Genomic DNA, 18394 nt, shown 5'->3' with positions numbered 1-18394 from the left:
CAAATTTACGCTTAAGTATTTAAAAATGATAGTAAGGCGAAATCATCAGATACACAATTACCCCCGTAACGGTAACATACAACCATATAGGGAAAGTCCACCTTACCAGTTTCTTATGTTTGGCTACCTGCATTTGCAGTCCGCGGTAAAAGCTCAGTAAAATTAAAGGTAAAACACCGGCTGCCAGTATAATGTGTGTAATCAAAATCACATAATACACATAACGGATTCCCCCGGTGGCTGCTTTCTCGGCAGCATCAACCAGGTGGTCACCATTTAAATCCCCAAACTTAGTTTCGGGGGCCAACCAATGAAAGCCAATGTATGATATCAGGAAAAGTGACGACAAGCAGAAGGCGACAATATTGATGGTTTTGTGTACCGCCACATTGCCTTTGCGGATAAAGTATAATGACATTAACAAAAGCACACTACAGGTACCATTTAATATGGCGTTAAGCTTTGGCAAAAAAATAGTGAAGGCAGGCAGTGGATGCGGTACCGGGAGCACTTTCATACTCAGGATAACCACCACCACAAATACAAATATGGAAATACCTGCTACAAAGCGGAATATCAGTTTATCATTCATTATCATTATAACTCGGGAGCTTTAATTTTTCTTAGTTCTTCGGCAATTAGTACTTTAATCTCATCGTTCAGGCGGTTCATATCTGTGATGGATGTCCCGGAGTAGTATCCGCGAATACGTTTCTCAGCATCAATTAAAACCAGCTTATCATCAACCACAAACTCATTATTACCGGCGTGTGCCGCATTAACTAAAAAACCCCTGGCGGCCAGGTTGTAAATGGTAGCCGTATCGCCGGTTAAAAATTGCCATTTAGCGCTCGATGCCAATTTACTTGCATAAGTTTTTAATACTGCGGGTGAGTCGTGCATCGGATCGACCGTGATTGACACAAAATGCAGCATTTTGTTGTGCGCGTAGCCCTTAACCAAACTATCCAAGTTACTGTTCACCTGGTCGCAGATGGATGGGCAGTGCGTGTAAAAGAATCCCGCTACAAAGATCTTGTTATCGAACGATTTTAAAGATACCGGCTGGTTGCTTTGATCTACCAGGTTAAAATCGGGCAGTTTGTGGTAAATAGTGTCGGGTATGTATGTACCGTGAAACTTATGGCCGGTTTTGGCAACTATCTTCGGTCCATAAAATGGCAGTGGCTTATAGCGGTTTTTACCCTTTGCGGTTAGTAAATAATATAAAAATCCCGGTACTGCTAAGATGAGTACCAGGATCATAACCTTTTTAACGGTGGCCGACGTTTTGTTCATTATGCTCTCAGATCGATCCAGTGGTGGCTTTCGTTAGTAAGTACCAGGATTAAACCGATGATGAACAACACAGGTACAACTACTGCATATATCAGGCCTACTCTCTCAAACTTTAAGTGCATAAAGTAAGCAATAATGTAGAATGCTTTAAACAGCGTTAATATAATATAAACAGGGTTGGCAGCTTTAAGTGGGATAATACCGTGTGGTACCAAATAAAGTGCAATAATAAATTCGATGGTGGTGATACCCAAAAGAATCCAGAATACGCTCCAGATTTTCTTTTTGGTCATTGATTCGTGCTCTTCGCCTTCGTGATGAGCTGCGTGTGTGGTTTCTGATGACATATAATTGATCAGTTAATGTTTTAAACTAAATAGAAGAAAGTAAATACAAATACCCATACAAGGTCTACAAAGTGCCAGTAAAGGCCTACTTTTTCAACCATCAGGTAGCTGCCGCGTTTTTCGTAAGTACCAACCAGTACGTTAACCAGGATGATGATGTTGATAATAACACCTGTAAATACGTGAAAACCGTGGAAACCTGTTATGGTAAAGAATAGGTTTGCAAACTGTTGTGTATAAGCTGCAGATGGTGTTGCATCCTTGTGAAAGAATTCTCCAAGGTCTTTAGGGATATGTCCCCAGCCAAAACCTTCAGAAAACAAGTGTCTCCACTCCAATGCCTGGCAACCCAGGAACATAAAGCCGCCTACAACAGTAAGTACTAACCATATGGCTACTTCCTTTTTAGCGCCACGGTGACCGGCTTCTACGCCTAATACCATGGTTACAGAGCTCATGATGAGGATAAACGTCATGATACCCACAAATACTAATGGTGCTCCATGTTCTATGGATGTGCCGGGTACAGATTGAAAAATAAGATCGGCAGCCGGCCAGCTCACAGAGCTGAAACGTAAGGCACCGTAAGCAATTAGTAATGATGAGAAAGTGAATGCATCTGATAACAGAAAAAACCACATCATTATTTTACCATATTCAACCGAGAATGGCGAGCGGCCGCCAGACCATGGTGTGGTTTTAACTTCGTCAATTGGTGATACTGCTGTACTCATGTGTACTTAAATAGAATTGTTTAACGTTGGTTCAAAAGTAAAAAAACATAGAGATAAATCCATATAATATCGATAAAATGCCAAAATATCGAGGACATACTCATACTATATAGGTTAATTACCTGCGGCGTGTTGCGGTAGGTTTTAACCAGTGTATTTATTAGTAACAATAAACCTGCAAAAATGTGTATAAGGTGCATCCCTGTAAACACATAAACAAAGGTTTGTGAAGCGTTGGGGTTGCTAAAATATACCCCCATTTTAATTAAAAGGCCCCAGGCGTATACCTGTAACACAAAAAATAAAATACCTAACGCAATGGTTGCCCATAAAAACAGGCGTTGTTTTTGAATTTGTAACCGCTTAGCTGCATTTGATGCCAATAGCATGGTTATGCTGCTAAGTAAAATAGTACCGGTACTGTACATAAACACGCCGGGTAAATTAAAATCAAGGCCATGCCCTTTACCGCCGCTATATACAATAAAGCCGCTGGTAAGCGCCATAAAAAACATAAACGATGTGAATAGGAAAATCCACATGTTAAACTTTTTAGGTTCGAGGTTAAGTTGTTCCCTGTCTTGCTGTATCTGAGCCATCATTATCGCTTTCCTATAAAATCAAATAAAAACATTAACTGCACTACAGGCAGGTATAAAAATGAACCAAACATTAACGTTCGCGCCGCCTTAACTTCCAGCGTACGCATCAGGTTAAATGCCTGGTATAAAAATATTAAGCTACATACTAATGATACGCCGCCTACATAATAACCACCGTAACCCATATATGTTGGTAACAAGCTCACAGGCAATAAGATCAATGCCGTAGCAAAGGTAACTATTGCACTTGTTAAATCGCGCTTCCCGGTAGGTAAAAGTCTAAAACCAGCTAATTTATAATCATCGTCCAATACCCAGGCTATAGCATAAAAGTGGGTAAACTGCCACATAAACTGGATACCGAAAAGTATTAGTGCTATTTCATCAATAGTTGGATGTGCGGCCACATAACCAATAAGTGTTGGCAATGCACCCGGTATAGCACCTACAAACACGGCAATTGGTGATCTACGCTTTAACGGTGTATAAACAAATGCATACAGTATAATCGAAAACACCGACAGAAAACCAGTCAATAAGTTTAATTTACCCAGCAAATAGGTACCCAACAGCGCCATAAACAGCCCGATAACCAATGCCTGGCCGGTTGTCATTCTTTCGGATGGTAGTGGGCGGTCGGCAGTACGGGTCATTAACCTGTCCAGATCCTTTTCAATAATTTCGTTAAAGCAGTTAGCTGCACCTGTTACCAGGAAACCGCCTACGATAAGCATTACCCAGTTCATCCAGTTAATATGGCTCCAGCCTGTATAGCCGTGCGCCTCGTTGTCAATCTTACTCCCTATTAAAAAAGAGATAGAAGCAGAAAATACGACCAGTAAGGTTAATCTGAGTTTAACCAGGTTTTTAAAATCGCTAAAACTCATAGCTTTCCCTCCTTCATCCCGGCTGACCTTTGCAGGTTTAACAGCAAATAAAACTGTGCGCTAAACACCAGGCTGGCCAACAAAATATGTGCAGCTTGTGCATATGGCGGCAACATCCAGTAGGATAAAATAACACCGGTTACGATCTGCAACAGAATCATCAGGAATGTAAAGCTCATTAATTGCTGCTGTACAGACTGACGGTTATAGTTTTTACGGATCAGCCCGTATAGTAATACATTAATCACTAAAACACCGATAGCTAATGTGCGGTGGTTGGCAAATACTGCCCCTACGCTATTAATCCAATCTTCGCGGTAACCTTGTAAGTGGTTGGATACGGCATCAATTTCTTCGCGGACATCTGTACCAATTACTATCTGCACTACGCTAATAATTAGCGATAGTACTGCGACAATGATTACCAGGCCTTTTGCTTTTCCATTTTGCTTGTTATAAGTAAACGCCAAATGGTAAGTATATATGCTTACGGCCAAAATAGCCAACGCCAGTAGCATGTGCACGGTCACTATCCAGCTGGTTAAATTGGTAGATACCACAATAGACCCTAACCAGCCCTGAAAGCCTACCAGTATCAAATTAGTAATGCTTAGCACCGGGATCATCTTAACTTCATCGCGATAGCTAAAAGAATAAACAACTGTCAATACCATAAAGATGCCTGCAATTACACCTATCAGTCGGTTTATATATTCTGTCCAGGTATTAACCACGTTAAAATCCTCGGGCACCAGTATCGACTTATCTTCGCGGATGCGTTTGGCCAGGTTACTATATCCAAATACATCAAGTGTTTTTGCAAAGCGGATGTTCTTTTTGATGCGACCGGCTACATAAGCCTGCTTGTAATCTTTGGGTAACTGAGCAGCATCGGTAGGCGGTACATACCGGCCAAAACACTTTGGCCAGTCGGGGCATCCCATACCCGAGCCGCTACTGCGTACTACACCGCCAGCCAGTATGACAACAAAAAGCGAAACAATGGCAATCAGATTGACTTGTTTAAACTTTATTCGCTGCGATGATTTACTCATTTATAATTGTTTCCTCAAAAAATTAGGGTATCCGTCCGGTAAATGTAACGGCGCAGATACCCTAATATATAGTCAGATCAACGATCTGTTTATTTAACTTCTTCTTTTACCGGTTGTGTTTTTAACCAGTCATTATACTGGCCTAAACCAATAGGGTTATCTTCAAAATCATGCGGCAAGTTCGACGTCATGGTTTGAGAATAAGGTGTAGTTTGTAGAATAAAATCTTCTTCAGCACCCGGTTTGCTGTAATCATATGGCCAGCGGTAAACAGTTGGGATTTCTCCAGGCCAGTTACCGTGGATACGCTCAACAGGTGTAGTCCACTCTAAAGTAGTAGAATTCCAAGGGTTTTGCGTAGCTTTTTTACCGAAGAATATAGAATAGAAGAAGTTGAACAAGAAAGCAACCTGCGCCAGAGCCGACATGATAGCCGCCCAGGTAATAAATGTATTAACAGATAACCATTGTTTTAACGACTCAATTTCGGTAAATGCATAGTAACGACGAGGTACACCATCCAGACCCATAAAGTGCATCGGGAAGAATACCAGGTAAGCACCGATAAATGTTAACCAAAAGTGCAGGTAACCTAACTTCTCGTCCATCATACGGCCAAACATTTTAGGGAACCAGTGGTAAACACCGGCAAGCATACCGCAAATTGCTGCAGAGCCCATCACCAGGTGAAAGTGAGCTACTACAAAGTAAGTATCATGCAGATTGATATCTAACGCAGCGTTACCTAAAAAGATACCAGTGATACCACCAGAGATAAAGAAAGATACCAAACCAATAGCAAATAACATAGCCGGTGTAAAGCGGATGTTACCGCGCCACAGTGTAGCCAGCCAATTAAAGGTTTTTACGGCCGATGGCACTGCGATAATTAACGTAGTGATCATGAACACCCCACCCAGGAACGGATTCATACCCGTTACAAACATGTGGTGACCCCATACGATAAACGATAAGACAGTGATACCAATTAGTGAATAAACCATTGCATGGTAACCAAAAATTGGTTTACGGCTGTTAACAGACATAATCTCTGATGAGATACCCATTGCAGGCATAATTACGATATATACTTCCGGGTGACCCAAGAACCAGAATAAATGCTGGAACAGGATTGGGCTACCACCTTCGAAGTTCATAACCTGGCCTTGTACAACAATTTCTGATAAATAGAAACTGGTACCGAAGCTACGGTCAAATACTAACAACACAACACCTGCAACCAGTACAGGGAATGCCAGGATACCTAAAATAGCGGTTAAGAAAAACGCCCAGATAGTCAATGGCATTTTCCAAAGGTCCATACCTTTTGTACGCATGTTTAGTACCGTACTTACATAGTTGATACCACCCATTAACTGAGAAGCAACAAACAGTACCATACTGATTAACCACAAGGTCATACCTTCTGCCGAACCCGGCATTGCTTTAGGTAAAGCAGATAGTGGCGGGTAAATTGTCCAACCGCCACCAGCAGGGCCTTTTTGTACAAAGAACGATGCTAACATAATTACACTGGCAGTAAAAAACATCCAGTAAGAAACCATGTTCATAAATGGCGAAGCCATATCGCGCGCACCGATTTGGAAAGGGATAAGCAGGTTACTAAAAGTACCGCTTAAGCCTGCCGTTAGTACAAAGAATACCATGATGGTACCGTGTATAGTTACCAGCGAAAGGTAAAAATTGGGATCTAAACGACCACCTGGTGCAAAACGGCCTAAAATAGTTTCCAGAAAAGGAAACGCTTTGTCCGGGTAAGCAAGCTGTATACGGAACAATATGGACAAGAGCATTGCAATAACCGCCATAATAATACCTGTGATCAGGAATTGTTTAGCGATCATTTTATGATCCATACTAAAAACGTACTTGCTTATAAAAGATTCTTTATGGTGATGTCCATGATCTTGATCATGATGTTCAACTCCGTGATGATCGTGAACTGCTAATGTTGACATAATAGCTACTCCTGAATATTAATTATTAAATGCTAACCTATTTTGTACTCCACTCTGTTGCGGCTGAGTTGCATCAGCCATCTTCAGCTCTTTTCTAAGAGCATCGTTCAGGTATGGTTTTTGGTGCGAAAGCCAGTCCTGGTATTCGGCCTCAGTTACAACCCTTACAATTTTTTGCATGTTGTAGTGACTGCCTCCGCAAATTTTATTGCAATACAAGTGATACTCGAAATCCGTTTTATCAAGCCTGTTACGCATATCTGCAGTAGTAATGGTTGGTGTAAATTTAAAGAAGGTTGGTAAACCCGGTACCGCATTCATTTGCAAACGGAAGTTTGGCATGTAAACACTGTGGATCACATCCTGCGCAATGATGTTTAACCTTACAGACTTGTTAACCGGCAATACAATGGTATCGGCGTTTAAATCATCCAGGCTGTTACGGTCTTTAAAATCAACACCTACTTTATTGCTGCCGCTTACCAGTTTGTAATTCTTCATACCCAATTTACCGTCTTTGCCCGGGTAGCGTACTTCCCATGCAAATTGATGGCCTGTTAAATCGATATTAATTGAAGCGGGTTCGCCTTTGGCATCAACTGTATTGGTAATTGACCTCCATGTAAAGAAACCAAATATTACCAGTACCGTTAAAACGATAGCTGGCGCCACTGTCCATATTTTTTCGATGGTGTTATTGTGCGGCAAGTAGTAAGCTTTACGTTTATCAGAGCTTCTGTAAACAAAGGCAAACGAAAACAGTAAAATTTGCGTGCCGATAAATACCACAACGGTAATACCAAATGTAGTCCAGAACATGCTATCAATAGTTTTACCGTGCAGTGATGCTGCCTCTGGTAAAATCATGCTGCCTTGTACACTAAAAGACCAGTATACCCCAGCCAAACCTACAATAAGGAATGCCAGGCACAATGCGCCCATAATGTTGTTCCATTTGATGCCTTTTTTGCGTTGCAGCTTTAAGGTAAGATCATAAACCTGCAGTATTTTACCAATTATGCCTACCGCGAAGCATACTACCAAAAACAGTAGTACGTAGTAAGACACACCCGGCCATACAGACGGGGCCGAATCGCTACCTGGGGCTGCTGCAGTAGTTGCATCAGCGGCCATCACCATGCTGGTTCCAGATAACATCAGAACGCTGAACAGCGATAGTATTTTATTATTTATCAGTTTCTTAAATGCCATTTTAATAGTTCGGATTTGGTATTCTCAATGAATTACAAAGTTAGCAATTATTATATGTGATGATGAAGGCTCTCTTCCAAAAATGGATGTTTAGCTGGTGCCAACGATTTAAATTTACTTAGCGCATTCAATACCAGGAAGGTAAATAAGCCTGCAAAGCCAATGAAAATAGTGATCTCTTCTACACCGAACGGAAATGCTGTATCGCGCGGGGTCATTGTGCCCGGCATAATCATCAGGTAGTAATCTAACCAGTGGCCTATGAGTAACAGGATACACGTAAACTTAACACGCGTAAAATAACGTTTAGCATCGCGGGACATTAACAGCAATAACGGTGCAACAAAGTTTAATACAATGTTTAACCAGAACCACCATTTGTACTCAGGCTCCCATCTTTTGTAAAAATAAGCGGTCTCCTCGGGCATGTTGGCATACCATGTAAGGAAAAACTGTGCAAACCATACATAGGTCCAGAAGATAGAGAAACCAAAGATCAGTTTACAAAGACTATGTACATGGTTTTCGCTGATCCAGCCAAAGTTACCGCTTTGGTGCAACAAAACCAGGATAAGTGTAATACCACATAATGCAGTTACGTGTAATGCTGCCAGGTTATACCAACCAAACATGGTAGAGAACCAATGTGCCTCAAGCGACATAATACCATCGAATGCAAATATTGGGTAAGTAAAACCGAATATTACCAGAAATAGTACAGCTGCACTAAAGCTCTTGTTATAATTGGTCATACCACCTGTAGTGTCTTCGCTTTCAGAATATTTTACCAGCATCCAGCCAATAATAGCATAAAGGCCTAATAAAACAACGATCATGCCTATAAAAGGCCAAAAGCTCAACAATGCAGACTTACCTGCAATAATAGCATCAAAGTTTTCACTACCCGGAGTAGTTAAACCATGTGTAGCCCAGTGTGCATATAAATAAGGAGCAACAGCTTCTTTACCGTCTTCAATAACTTTGTGCGTTGTTAATAAACCGGCTGCAATAACTACAACCAATATAACAGCCGCAATTGGCAATACACGTGCAAATGCCTGTGGTATTCTTAACAGCGCTACAGACCAGCCTGCCTGCGCGGCATACTGGTAAGCCAGAAAGAATATGGCACCGATACAAATACAGGCAAAGTAATAGCCCATTAACAACAGGTTAGAGAATGTACGCTGTACACCCAGTTCGCCGTGGTCAAGGAAAAAGCCATATAAAATGCCCAGTACACCGATCACAATGCCTATTAAGCTCCAGGTTTTTGCCTTACCTGCAAACTCAAACCGTTCACTAAAACTATATTCAGTTTTCATTAATCTAATACTTATAAGGTTTGTAAATGGTGAACATACATAACTACTTTCCAGCGCTCCTCTGGCGATAATTGCGATGCGTAAGAACCCATTGCATTTACTCCATAAGTAATTGTATGATAAATTTTACCGTCGGTAAGGTCTTTCATAGCGCCACCGCGAGATGATTGCCCTTTTGAATATGACGGAGGAGCAGGGAAGCCGTGCGCTACAACTGTACCATCACCCTGCCCGGTAGCACCGTGGCATGGAGAACAGAAATGCGAAAACAATACTTCACCTTCTTGAAAGTTAGCAGGCGTGTTGTGAAGCGGGTTTTGTACTTCACCACTGGCTTTCTCATAGCCATCACGCGTGTTCGGGTAATCAAAGCGGGTAAAACCTAGTGGGATAGTCCCGGCAGGTGGAACCTGAGCCGTTTTACCGTCCTTAAAATTCGGATTCTTCTGATCCGGATCATAAGCGATATGTTCATACATATTGGGGGCATACTCCCATCCGGTACTTTTCTTGTCTTTACAAGAAGTTACCAAAATGGTAGCAGCAATAGTAATAGCTGTTATACCCAATATTCTAAATTTATTCATAGCTAACATATTTTCTATCGTTATGCTTTACTTCAACTGCACCAGCTTCTTGTAAAATTCTGGTGATATCATCATGTGGTATATTTCCTTTGGCATCAATGGCAATCACAAAGCGATCATCCGTTGCACGCAGATCCATTACACGCGGCGTACGGCCGGGGAAAAGGTGCGTTGCATAAAAGAAGGTAAACACCATACCAAATGCAGTCCATAAAATAGTCCACTCAAACGTAAATGGAACAAAGTTTGGCATTGCAAAGTGTGGTTTACCACCTATATTCATTGGCCAGTCATGTACCAGCGTGTAATAAACAATACTGAAGATCACACTACCTCCCAGGCAACCAAAGCAAAATGCTGCATAGCCCAAGCGCGATTCTTTGATGCCTAATTTATCCTCAATACCGTGTATTGGCATTGGGGTGTACACATCATAGATAGGCACACTGTTCTTTTGCAATTTTTCGATCCCATGCATCATTTCATCCGGGTCATCGAAAAGACCTAATATCATTTTAGTGCTGCTCATGGTTATACTTTATCGTAGTCGGCAAGCTCAACGCTGTCGAATTTTGTTAATGATTCTTTATAATATGCTACCTGATCCGGATCAAGGTGGCCTTCTTCTATCAGTTTCTTCTTAGCCTGCTCGCTCGATGATTTCAGCAATAATTTCACCTCGGCAATAGCCACAGAAGGTAATACTCTTAAGAATAACAGGAACATGGTAAAGAATAAACCGATTGAACCGATGAAGATACTTACGTCAACCCAGGTTGGGTAAAACATAGCCCAGCTTGATGGCAGGTAATCGCGGTGTAATGATACAACGATGATCACAAAACGCTCAAACCACATACCAATGTTTACCACAATAGATAAGCCCCATGCAATTGGGATGCTTGTTCTGATGCTCTTGAACCACATTAACTGGGTCATCAATACGTTACAGCCATACATCATACAAGCTGCCCACCAATACGGACCAATAAACCTGTTTAAGAATGTATATTGTTCATACTCGCTACCAGAGTACCATGCGATAAAGAACTCAGTGATGTAAGCCACACCCACGATTGAACCTGTTACAAGAATGATCTTGTTCATTGATTCGATGTGGAACATGGTAATATAGTTTTCCAGACCTAATACTTTACGCACTACCAACAGCAGGGTTTGTACCATCGCAAATCCCGAGAAAATTGCACCCGCAACGAAGTACGGAGGGAAAATGGTAGTATGCCAGCCTGGTTCCAGTGATGTAGCAAAGTCAAATGATACAATGGTGTGTACCGAAAGTACCAGAGGTGTTGATATACCGGCCAAAATTAATGACACGGTTTCAAAACGCTGCCAGGTTTTTACTGAACCTGTCCAGCCGAATGATAATACTGAATAGATCTTTTGACGAAGACCTGTTGCACGGTCGCGGATAGCTGAGATATCCGGTAATAAACCAGTGTACCAGAATACCAGTGATACCGAGAAGTAAGTCGAGATCGCGAACACGTCCATCATCAGTGCCGAGTTCCAGTTAACCCATAACGAACCGTATTGATTCGGTAATGGTAAGGTCCAGTAGGCTAACCACGTACGGCCCATGTGACCGAAAATATACGTGGCCGCACAAATAACCGCAAAGATGGTCATGGCCTCTGCCGAACGGTTAATAGAGTTACGCCAGTTTTGGCGGAACAATAACAGTACTGCCGAGATCAGGGTTCCGGCGTGGCCGATACCTACCCACCACACAAAACTGGTAATGTCCCAGGCCCATCCTACTGTTTTATTTAAACCCCACTCCCCTACACCGTACCAAAAGGTCCAGCTCATGGCAAATAACCAGAGTGTTGCACCCATGCTTGCTGCAATAAAGCCTATCCACCATGCCTTGTTCGGTTTGTTTTCAACCGGAAACAGTACATCGTTGGTAATCTGGGCATACGTAATGTTTTTACCCGTAATTAACGGTTCCCTGATTATTGATTCACTATGAGATGCCATATATTATTAATCTCTGTTGTAAAAATTAAGCGCCTAATTCTGTTGTATTTCTAACTTTTGCCTGGTAACCTATGCCTGGTTTAACGTTAAGTTCTTCCAATACATAATAAGTTCTTTCGCTCTTCAGTGCTTTTGCAACTTCAGAGGTAGGATCATTTAAATTACCAAACACAATAGCATTTGTTGGGCATGATTGCTGACAAGCCATTTTAATTTCGCCATCTTTCAATGAGCGTTTTTCTAATTTAGCTTTCAGTTTGCCTGATTGTATACGTTGTACACACATACTGCATTTTTCCATTACCCCACGGAAACGTGTAGTAACATCCGGGTTTAATACCAGCTCTGTGTATTCGTTTTGTACGTAGTTCTCGAAACGAGAGTCATTCCAGTAGTTAAACCAGTTGAAACGACGCACTTTGTAAGGGCAGTTGTTTGCGCAATAACGGGTACCTACGCAACGGTTGTAAGTCATTTGGTTTAAACCTTCGCTTGAGTGCGTGGTTGCCAATACCGGACAAACTGTTTCGCAAGGTGCGTGATCGCAATGCTGACAAAGCATTGGCTGGTAAGTTACCGATACGTGATCCAAATCCTGCAATTTGTCTATCTCGTCTTCTTTGGTAACGTTTTTACCGTTATCGTTAAAGCTGTAGTAGCGGTCAATACGGATCCAGTGCATTTCGCGGCGGTTACGTACTTCGTCGCGGCCCACAACCGGAACGTTATTCTCTGCAGTACAAGCTACCACGCATGATCCGCAACCGGTACAAGCGTTAAGGTCGATAGCCATTACCCAGTTATAAGCCGGGCGTTCGTACTCGTCCCACAAATCGTAGTTCTCTTTACCTTCACCTTTACCAACTATAGAAGCCGGACTTTTTACATATTGTGCCAGGGTACCCTCGTGGATAACGCTGCGGCCTTCATATGAGTGGTGGGTTTGAGTTTGTGCGAAGATGTATTTTAAAGCACCAGTTTTCTTAATATCAGCAGCAACAGCAGTTTGGAAAGTACCGTTACGGAAGGTGTGGAACGGATAAGCGTTCTGGCCAACTTTATCGCCTACTTTACCTGCTTTGGTACGGCCGTAACCTACCGCTACAGAAATAGTACCTTGCGCCTGGCCTGGTTGTAATAACACAGGCAAATCAACCGAGTAACCGTTTGCTGTAATGGTGATATAATCGCCTTGTTCAACACCAATTTTTTTTGCAGTGGTGATAGACATGGCAGCAAAGTTATCCCAGGTTACTTTCGAAACCGGGTCTGGCAACTCTTGTAACCAAGGGTTGTTTGCTTTTTTACCATCGCCAATGTTAGGGCTTTCAAATATTTGAAGTTCTAACTGGCTGCCGCTAGCTGCAACCTGCGTGCTATGGGTTAAGATAGTTTGTGCAACCGCATTTAAATCGCGGTTAAAAGTGTAAACACCTGCCGCTTTAGCCGGGGCTTTAACAAAACCTGTCTGCAATAAAGTTTCCCAACCGCTCTGGCCAGATAAACCTGCAATAGGTAAAAGGTTTTTATCCCAGTTGTTGCGGATATAAGTATAATATTCTTTAACCGGATTGTCAGACCATTTAAGCAAGCTTTGCTCTGCCTGGCGGGTATCATAAACCGGGTTAATGGTTGGCTGTACAATGGTATAGTAACCGGCCACAGCGTTTTCATCACCCCATGATTCCAAGTAATGGCTGTTAGGGGCAACTACATTACATAATGCAGCAGTTTCATCATTATAAGGTGCAAATGATACTTTCAGCTTCACTTTAGCTAGTGCTGTGGTAAAGTCTTTTGCAGCGTAGAAATCATAAACAGGGTTAGCATTCAAAAAGAACACAGCATCAACTTCGCCACGCTTAACTTCGTTTGCAAATTCAACAAACTCAGCGTCGTTACCGGCGTATTGTAATGATGGGTTATCTAAATCGATAGTAGTACCGTAGCTACCTAATAAAGAGTTGATAGCGTTTATCAATACTTGTGTAGCCACATCATTGCTGCCAGATACTACTAATGCGCGGCCTTTGGCAGATAATAATTCTTTAGCTACAAGCGTAATCGCTTTATCTGTATTAGCGTCGCTTACCTTTTTAGAGCCTGGTAAGGTTGTAGCAGATAAGGCATTGTATAAGCTAATGATAGCCAAACCTTCTTCAGACGGTTTAAGTGGCATACGCACATCGGCATTACTACCGGTTATGCTCATACCGCTTTCGAACTGGATGTGGCGAGACATTTTTTTCTCTTCCAGCGCTTTAGCAGCACGGTTTGCCATATACTGGCGGCTAAACTCAGTATGTGAAATCCATGAGCCTAAGAAGTCGGCATCAAAACTTACAATAATGTCGGCTTTATCAAAGTTGTAGTGCGGCAATACTGCTTTACCAAAACTGTTTTGATTAGCCTGGATGATACCGGTATAAGATACCGCATCGTAATTAATGTGTTTGGCAGTTGGGTATTGTGTAATAAAATCTGCAATTACAGCCAGTGTAGATGGGCTGTTAATGCTTGATGATACGATACGTATTTTTTTACCGCCTGCTTTAATACCTGCTAGCTGACCTTTTACAAAAGAATCGATCTGGCTCCAGCCGCTTTCGCTGCCATCTTGCAGTGGGTTTTTTAAACGGCTCGAATCATAAAGGTCCAAAACCGAAGCTTGTACGCCTGCAGATGTACCACCTTTACCAAAAAAGTCATTAGGGTTACCTTCTATTTTAATAGGGCGGCCTTCACGTGTTTTAACTAAAATGGCACTGCCTTCGTAGCTTGATACATAAAAGTTAGCCAAACCCGGGGTTATTTCCTCTGGCTTAATCAGGTAAGGGATTGATTTGTGAACCGGCACTTTCTGACAAGCAGCCAATGATACAGCCCCAACACCAAAGCCCAGCGCCTTTAAAAAGTCGCGACGAGGAGTTTTAGATTTTAGTCCATCACCACTCAATATTTCTTCGATAGGAATAGGCTCTGCAAACTCGTGTTTATTTTTCTCAACAAACTCCGGCGTTCTGTTCAGCTCCTCTATACCTTTCCAGTATTTTTTATTGCTTTCCATTTAAGCTATATAAACTGTAATTGCTAAGTTCTTTTTAATTATTAATAGTGGCATTTACCGCACTCGGTTCCACCCATTTCTGCTTCAGTAATTTTATCGCCTTTTTTAATGCGATCGTGAATACTGATCAGGTTTTCATAGTAAGCGTTGCCTTTGCCGTTTACGTTGGTACGTTTGTGACATTGGATACACCACTTCATAGTAAGCGGCGAGTACTGGTAAACTTGTTTCATGGTTTGGATAGGACCATGGCAACGTTGACACTCTATACCACCAACTTTAGTATGTTGTGAGTGATTGAAGTAAGCAAAATCTGGCAGGTTGTGTATACGTACCCACTGGATTGGCTTCGCTTTAGTGCTATCGTATTTCTGAGTAGCCGGATCGTAACCCAAAGCATCATAAATTTTATGAATTTCAGGAGATTCGGTTTTAACTACCTTATGGCAGTTCATACACACGTTAAGCGACGGGATAGAAGCATTCTTGCTCTTGTATGCACCGCCGTGGCAGTACTGGCAATTGATCTTCATTACACCGGCGTGTAACTCGTGCGAATATTTAATAGGTTGCTCTGGTTGGTATCCCTGGTGCACGTTAGTGTTCCACATGGTAACCCAGGCCCAGCTACCCATTGCTAATGAACCGCACAGGATGATAAAGAATACAAGTTTCTTGTTTTTAGCGATCTTTTTAACCGTGGCCAAACGATCAACCTTAACAGCTTCTTCCTCTTCTTCTTCCTCTACAGGTAAGTTTTCTTTTTTAATTAACAGTTTTTCCAGTGTACCGATAACCTTGTTTAATACCAGGATAACGATAAAGGCAATAACAATTACGCCTATTAAACCAAAAATAACCATGTTGCTTGGTCCGCTATCTTCTGCAGCAGCACCTGTTGCAGCGCCAGGAGCAGGAGCAGCCTGCATTTTTTTCCAGTCTTCGCGTACATAAGCAATAATGTTTGCTACATCACCGTCTGACAGATTGGTGAAAACGTTCATACCAGCCTGATTGTACTCGTTGTAGATCTTAAGCGCCTTAGGATCTTTAGCAGCAATTAAAGCCTGGTTGTTCTGAATCCATTTGGTTAACCACTTGTCATCGGTTTCTGATGTAATGGTGGGGCCCAATGCCGGACCGGTCATGCGCACATCTATCTTATGGCAAGCGGTACAATTGGCCTTAAATAAAGCTTCACCTTTGGTAGCATCACCTTGGGCCTGGGCCGTATAACCCATAGCAGCAAAGCCAGCAACCAGTAAAACTGCCCTGGAAAATTGTTTAAAAATCAATGAGATATTTCTCATACAGTGTATTTGTGCTAAATAATTCTATTTTATATTAATGCAATAGCTTGCAGATGTACGCTGATAAGCATTTTTTGCAGTCCACAAAAGTATAATTTATTACAGTATCGCTGACAAAGTAATGACACATAATCATAATTTATAATCTTTCTAAATAAATTGCAAAAGCCCTCTAAATCAATATTAAAGGGCTTTTGTGGTATAAATGCATCAGCGCAAGGCCAAAATGGTTTCGGCCGTATTTGCAAATTTTAAATTATTGTTTTAGCACCCATGCAAAAATTAATGGGGCAACAATAGTAGCGTCAGATTCAACTATAAACTTTGGCGTATGGATATCAAGCTTGCCCCAGGTTATTTTTTCGTTAGGCACAGCACCCGAATATGAACCGTATGAAGTGGTAGAATCAGAGATCTGGCAGAAGTAGCTCCAGAATGGAATTTCCGGCATTTCCATATCCTGGTAAAGCATCGGCACCACACAAATCGGGAAATCGCCGGCAATACCGCCACCAATCTGGAAGAAACCTATACCCTTGCCACCAGAGTTTTCGGGGTACCAGCCGGCAAGCCATGCCATATATTCGATACCGCTTTTCATGGTGGTAGCTTTAACTTCGCCTTTGATCACATATGATGCAAAGATGTTACCCATGGTAGAGTCTTCCCAACCCGGTACAACAATCGGCAGGTTTTTTTCGGCAGCAGCCAGCATCCATGAGTTTTTAGGATCAATCTCGTAATACTGCTCCAGCTCGCCGCTTAATAATATCTTGTACATAAACTCGTGCGGAAAGTAACGCTCGCCCGCAGTATCTGCGTCTTTCCATATTTTGTAAATATGTTTCTGCAAACGGCGGAAAGCTTCTTCTTCTGGGATACAAGTATCGGTAACACGGTTATAGTGGTTCTCTAACAAGTCCCACTCATCCTGCGGGCTCAGGTCGCGATAGTTAGGCACGCGTTTGTAATGCGAGTGCGCAACCAGGTTCATGATGTCCTCTTCGAGGTTGGCGCCGGTACACGAAATAATGTCGATCTTATCCTGGCGAATCATTTCTGCAAGCGAAATACCCAGCTCGGCAGTACTCATGGCACCACCTAAAGTAACCATCATTTTACCGCCTTCCAGCAGGTGGGTTTCGTATCCTTTGGCTGCATCAACCAAAGCAGCTGCATTAAAATGCAGATAATTGCGCTCAATAAATTGAGATATAGGGCCTCTTGTAGTACTCATTATCAATTAAATAAATGGAGTGCAAAGGTAGCACCTCTATTTAAGAATCAGCAACAGTATTTTAATAATTAATAAATGTTTAATTATAAGTACATCAGGTTGATGTGATTACTGTAGTTCTACAGCAGTAATAGTATCCTAACCATAATTATCAGAATTAGGGATTTAACAAAATTTAAAGCCACATTACATTATACACCTTGTTATCTCGAACGCCTGTGAGAGATCTTATACGTTTACTGTTTGGGAGCAGAAGATCTCTCCTACGTCGAGATGACAAATTGGAGATTAAAGTACTCTAGTCACGCATTCAAAATTCACTCACTATCTTTCGGTAAAGCAATGCCAGTGCTCATCGGTTCCGGCAGTCCCGCTTTGCGCTCATACTGCACTAGCCATTAAGCGCGAGGCCGGTATCCGCTACAATCGGGTTTAAGTTATTTCTACTTTTGGTCGTATTGAGCGGCAGCGAAATATCTTCTTCGTCCTGTATTGCCGAGTTGGATTAACGCAGAAGATTCTCCCTAATGAAAAACGGATTCTAAACGCCTCTGTAAAATCCAGGACTGCTTCGTGCCTCACAATCGGCATGCGCGGGGAAGATACAAGCTTGATCTTAAAAAAAATTTGCGCGCGAGCTTGTCCTGTCTCTTGACTCTTGGTTCTAATCCTCAAACTATTTTCCTTTTCTTTGCACATTCAACCGCATACATGAAACGAACGCTTACGCTCTTAATACTCCTGGTTAC

16 protein-coding genes are annotated in these 18394 nt (G+C 42.0%); all 16 read right to left on the bottom strand.

All coding sequences use genetic code 11. The features are described 5' to 3' along the window. Window positions 1–19: 19 nt before the first annotated feature. Complete coding sequence (locus RG47T_RS24625; protein ID WP_074493749.1) at window positions 20–592, bottom strand: DUF420 domain-containing protein; 573 nt, start codon at window positions 590–592, stop codon at window positions 20–22. A 5-nt stretch (window positions 593–597) separates the two neighbouring features. Further along, window positions 598–1299 carry an SCO family protein gene (locus RG47T_RS24620; protein ID WP_074492782.1) on the bottom strand — a complete coding sequence of 234 codons (702 nt, stop codon included), beginning with the start codon at window positions 1297–1299 and terminating at the stop codon, window positions 598–600. Then, window positions 1299–1646, bottom strand: coding sequence for a cytochrome C oxidase subunit IV family protein (locus RG47T_RS24615; protein WP_074492779.1), 348 nt, complete (start codon window positions 1644–1646; stop codon window positions 1299–1301). Before RG47T_RS24615 ends, RG47T_RS24620 begins: the two co-directional genes overlap by 1 nt. A 20-nt stretch (window positions 1647–1666) precedes the next feature. Then, window positions 1667–2380, bottom strand: coding sequence for a cytochrome c oxidase subunit 3 (locus RG47T_RS24610; protein ID WP_074492774.1), 714 nt, complete (start codon window positions 2378–2380; stop codon window positions 1667–1669). Between the two features lie 20 nt (window positions 2381–2400). Further along, window positions 2401–2982, bottom strand: a complete 582-nt coding sequence (locus RG47T_RS24605; protein WP_317041623.1) for a cytochrome c oxidase subunit 3 — start codon at window positions 2980–2982, stop codon at window positions 2401–2403. Beyond that, window positions 2982–3869, bottom strand: coding sequence for a heme o synthase (cyoE, locus tag RG47T_RS24600; protein WP_074492771.1), 888 nt, complete (start codon window positions 3867–3869; stop codon window positions 2982–2984). The genes RG47T_RS24605 and cyoE overlap by 1 nt, the downstream gene beginning before the upstream one ends. Next, window positions 3866–4924, bottom strand: coding sequence for a COX15/CtaA family protein (locus RG47T_RS24595; protein ID WP_074492769.1), 1059 nt, complete (start codon window positions 4922–4924; stop codon window positions 3866–3868). The genes cyoE and RG47T_RS24595 overlap by 4 nt, the downstream gene beginning before the upstream one ends. An 89-nt stretch (window positions 4925–5013) precedes the next feature. Further along, a complete protein-coding gene (locus RG47T_RS24590; RefSeq protein WP_074492766.1) occupies window positions 5014–6903 on the bottom strand; it encodes a cytochrome c oxidase subunit I in 1890 nt (629 codons plus the stop codon). A gap of 18 nt (window positions 6904–6921) precedes the next feature. Continuing rightward, complete coding sequence (locus RG47T_RS24585) at window positions 6922–8115, bottom strand: cytochrome c oxidase subunit II (RefSeq protein ID WP_074492763.1); 1194 nt, start codon at window positions 8113–8115, stop codon at window positions 6922–6924. 50 nt (window positions 8116–8165) lie between these two features. After that, a complete protein-coding gene (locus RG47T_RS24580; RefSeq protein ID WP_074492761.1) occupies window positions 8166–9440 on the bottom strand; it encodes a quinol:cytochrome C oxidoreductase in 1275 nt (424 codons plus the stop codon). Window positions 9441–9451: 11 nt separating this feature from the next. Continuing rightward, window positions 9452–10036: a c-type cytochrome gene (locus tag RG47T_RS24575; protein ID WP_074492759.1), complete on the bottom strand. Its 585-nt coding sequence runs from the start codon at window positions 10034–10036 to the stop codon at window positions 9452–9454. Continuing rightward, a complete protein-coding gene (locus RG47T_RS24570; protein WP_074492757.1) occupies window positions 10020–10556 on the bottom strand; it encodes a DUF3341 domain-containing protein in 537 nt (178 codons plus the stop codon). The genes RG47T_RS24575 and RG47T_RS24570 overlap by 17 nt, the downstream gene beginning before the upstream one ends. A gap of 2 nt (window positions 10557–10558) precedes the next feature. Continuing rightward, window positions 10559–12031, bottom strand: a complete 1473-nt coding sequence (gene nrfD, locus RG47T_RS24565; protein ID WP_074492755.1) for an NrfD/PsrC family molybdoenzyme membrane anchor subunit — start codon at window positions 12029–12031, stop codon at window positions 10559–10561. A 25-nt stretch (window positions 12032–12056) separates the two neighbouring features. After that, window positions 12057–15098: a TAT-variant-translocated molybdopterin oxidoreductase gene (locus tag RG47T_RS24560; RefSeq protein WP_074492753.1), complete on the bottom strand. Its 3042-nt coding sequence runs from the start codon at window positions 15096–15098 to the stop codon at window positions 12057–12059. 41 nt (window positions 15099–15139) lie between these two features. Beyond that, entirely contained in the window at window positions 15140–16408 is a 1269-nt protein-coding gene (locus RG47T_RS24555) for a c-type cytochrome (RefSeq protein ID WP_074492751.1), read from the bottom strand. A gap of 256 nt (window positions 16409–16664) precedes the next feature. Continuing rightward, window positions 16665–17645 carry a deoxyhypusine synthase family protein gene (locus RG47T_RS24550; RefSeq protein ID WP_074492749.1) on the bottom strand — a complete coding sequence of 327 codons (981 nt, stop codon included), beginning with the start codon at window positions 17643–17645 and terminating at the stop codon, window positions 16665–16667. Between the last annotated feature and the right edge of the window lie 749 nt (window positions 17646–18394).

The organism is Mucilaginibacter polytrichastri (assembly GCF_001911425.1).
GTDB classification, from domain to species: Bacteria; Bacteroidota; Bacteroidia; order Sphingobacteriales; family Sphingobacteriaceae; genus Mucilaginibacter; species Mucilaginibacter polytrichastri.
Note: the sequence above shows the minus strand (reverse complement) of the source record. Positions and strands in the feature narration are given on the sequence as shown.